We start from the raw sequence: 2,982 nt of genomic DNA, 5'->3' as shown, positions 1-2,982 counted from the left end.
CGGCGCCGTCACCCCAGTCGTCGGAGGTGGCGTGGACGTGGAACGCGCCGTCGGCGCCGCGCTGCACCGAGGGGTCGGGGGCGACCGACGAGATCACGGGGTTGGCCGCGGCCGTCGCGGTGGTGGCCGTGGCGACGGCGGTGGCGGCCACCGTGACCGCCGTGACGAGGGCGACGACGACGAGGGCCGCCGACCCGGGGGAACGGACGGAGGCCGCGGGAGTCATGGGCTGAGGGTAGTTCCCCCGCGCGCCGGCCCGCAGCGCCCCGGTCCGCGGCCCGTCAGGCCTGCCCGGAGCGCTCCTTGCGCAGCAGGAAGCGCTGGATCTTGCCCGACGGGGTCTTGGGCAGCTCGCGCACGAAGTGGACCTTCCGCGGGAAGGCGTGGGCCGCGAACTCGGTCTTGACCCACTTCTGCAGCGCGGACTCGGCCTCCGGGCCGCCGTCGACGCCCTCACGCACGACGACGTACGCCTCGAGCACCTCACCCGCCAGCTCGTCGGGCACGCCGATCACCGCCGACTCGAGGACGTCCGGGTGCTTGGCCAGGACGGACTCCACGTCGAACGGCCCGATGCGGTAGCCGGACATGATGATGACGTCGTCGTCGCGGCTGGAGAAGTAGAAGTGGCCGTCGGCGTCGAGCTTGGCCGCGTCACCGGTGTAGTACCAGCGGCCGTCCGCACTGAACCGCTCGGCGGTCTTCTCCGGCGCCTCGTGGTAGCCGGTGAACCACATGAGCGGGCTGGCCGGCACGTCGATCGCCACGCGGCCCAGTTCCCCGACGGGCGCCGGCTCGTCCGAGTCCGCCGCCAGCACGGTGCACGACCAGCCCGGCAGGGGCACGCCCATCGAGCCGGGGCGGACCTCCTCGCGCAGGGAATCGTGCCACGGGTTGATGATGAACATGCCGTGCTCGGTCTGCCCGTACTGGTCGCGCACCTCCACACCGAACTGCTCACGCGACCACTCGATCACCTCGGGGGTGAGAGGCTCGCCGGCGGCCGAGGCGCGGCGGAGCTTCACGTCGGCCGGCGCGATGTCGCGCTTGGCGCGCATGGTCCGGTACACGGTCGGGGCGGCGGCGAAGTTGGTGACGCGGTAGTACTGCAGCACGGCGAAGGCCAGCTCCGGCGTGTACCGGGCGTGCAGCAGCAGGCTGCGGCGCCCGACGGCCAGCGGACCGAGGATACCGTAGTACAGGCCGTACGCCCAGCCCGGGTCGGCGCCGTTCCAGAACACGTCGTCCGCGCGGACGTCCAGGCCGGTCTCGATGTACTGGTGGAACGCGGCCAGCGCGCGCACCGGCACGACGACACCCTTCGGGGTGCCCGTCGTACCGGAGGTGAAGAGCATGACCATGCCGGCGTCCGGGCCGGTGACCGCGGCGGGGCGACCGGGCTCCTGCGCCGCGACGATCGTGGCCAGGTCGAGGTCGCCCTCCCGGGCCTCCGGGCAGTCGGCCAGGCCCGCGACGACGACCGGTACGGACGTGGACTCGAGCTTGCCGCGCTGGTCGGCGTCGGAGACGATCACCTCCGCGTCGCCACCGGTGATGCGCATCTCGATGGCCGGCCACGCGAACGCTGTGAACAACGGCATGTGGACGGCGCCGAGCCGCCAGATCCCCATCAGCGTGAACACCAGATCGGCGGACTTGGACATGAGCGTGGCCACGCGGTCGCCCTCGGACACCCCCAGCGCGGCCAGGGCGGCGGCGACCTTCTCACTCTCCGTGCGCAGCTCCCCGTACGTGATGTCGCGCCCGGACAGGTCCGGGTCGATGACGGTGAACGCGACCGCGTCCGGATCGTGCCGGTCGCACAGGAACTCCGCGGCGCTCGCGCCGGGGACGTCGTAGATCGCCAGCAGGTCCTCCGGCGACAGGGGCGTGGACGCGGTCGACGCGGTGTTCTCGGTCATAGTCGGCGATTGTGGTCCAGTCGGCGGGGTGAGCACCACCACCACCCACCGACGGGCACCCCCGCTTTCGGGGCTACAGGGCCCAAGGTCCGGGCGTGCACTCTAATGGGACCCAGTATCTTTCCCGCACGCACCCGGAGGACCCCCATGGCCGTGGACCGACTGCTCCCCAGCGACGAGGCGTACGAACTCCTCGAGATGACGCGCTCGGTCGCGGACAAGCTCCTCGAGCCGGTCGCCGCGGAACACGAGCGGAACCACACCTACCCCGAGGGGTTGTTCGCCCAGCTCGGCGAGGTCGGCCTGCTCGGCCTGCCCTACCCGGAGGAGTTCGGCGGCGGCGACCAGCCGTACGAGGTGTACCTGCAGGTCCTCGAGGAACTCGGCGCCCGGTGGGCGGCCGTCGCGGTGGCCACGAGCGTCCACGGGCTGTCCTGCTTCCCGCTGGCCACCGCCGGCACCGACGAGCAGAAGGCCGAGTGGCTACCCGGGCTGCTCGCCGGCGAGCAGATCGGTGCGTACTCGCTGTCCGAGCCGCAGGCCGGATCGGACGCCGCCGCCCTGCGGTGCCGCGCCGACCGGGACGGTGACGCGTACGTGGTGACCGGCACCAAGTCGTGGATCACCCACGGCGGGATCGCCGACGTCTACAACACCTTCGTCCGCACCGGCGAGGGCTCGCGCGGCATCTCCTGCCTGCTCGTGCCGCGCGACACGGAGAACCTGCACTTCGGCAAGCCCGAGGACAAGATGGGCCTCAACGGGGTGCCCACCACCACCGCCTCGTACGAGGGCGCCCGCGTCGACGCGAGCCGGCTCATCGGCGCCGAGGGCGAGGGCCTGCGCATCGCGTTCTCCGCCCTGGACTCGGGCCGCCTCGGGATCGCCGCCGTGGCCACGGGCATCGCACAGCGCGCGCTCGACGACGCGGTGGCCTACGCGAACGAGCGCGAGGCGTTCGGCAAGACCATCATCGGCCACCAGGGACTGGGCTTCCTGCTCGCCGACATGGCCGCCGCCGTGGCCTCGGCCCGCGCGGCGTACCTCGACGCCGCCCGCC

The 2,982-nt window shown here is 72.5% G+C and carries 2 protein-coding genes and 1 pseudogene; 1 reads left to right on the top strand and 2 read right to left on the bottom strand.

The annotated features are described in order from the left end of the window. A pseudogene (locus G6030_RS09585) lies at positions 1–226 on the bottom strand (glycosyl hydrolase family 43); the annotation flags it as partial. A 55-nt stretch (positions 227–281) separates the two neighbouring features. After that, complete coding sequence (locus tag G6030_RS09580) at positions 282–1,922, bottom strand: AMP-binding protein (RefSeq protein ID WP_182642981.1); 1,641 nt, start codon at positions 1,920–1,922, stop codon at positions 282–284. A 147-nt stretch (positions 1,923–2,069) separates the two neighbouring features. Here G6030_RS09580 and G6030_RS09575 point away from each other — a divergent pair. Then, a partial coding sequence (locus G6030_RS09575) for an acyl-CoA dehydrogenase family protein (protein ID WP_182642980.1) occupies positions 2,070–2,982 on the top strand: 913 nt, incomplete at its 3' end.

The organism is Dietzia sp. E1 (assembly GCF_014145015.1).
Lineage (GTDB): Bacteria > Actinomycetota > Actinomycetes > Mycobacteriales > Mycobacteriaceae > Dietzia > Dietzia cinnamea_A.
Note: the sequence above shows the minus strand (reverse complement) of the source record. Positions and strands in the feature narration are given on the sequence as shown.

What these genes read in the sequence shown, in the direction of transcription:
- G6030_RS09580 (WP_182642981.1), bottom strand. Translation starts at nt 1,922, where the DNA reads ATGACCGAGAACACCGCGTCGACCGCGTCCACGCCCCTGTCGCCGGAG.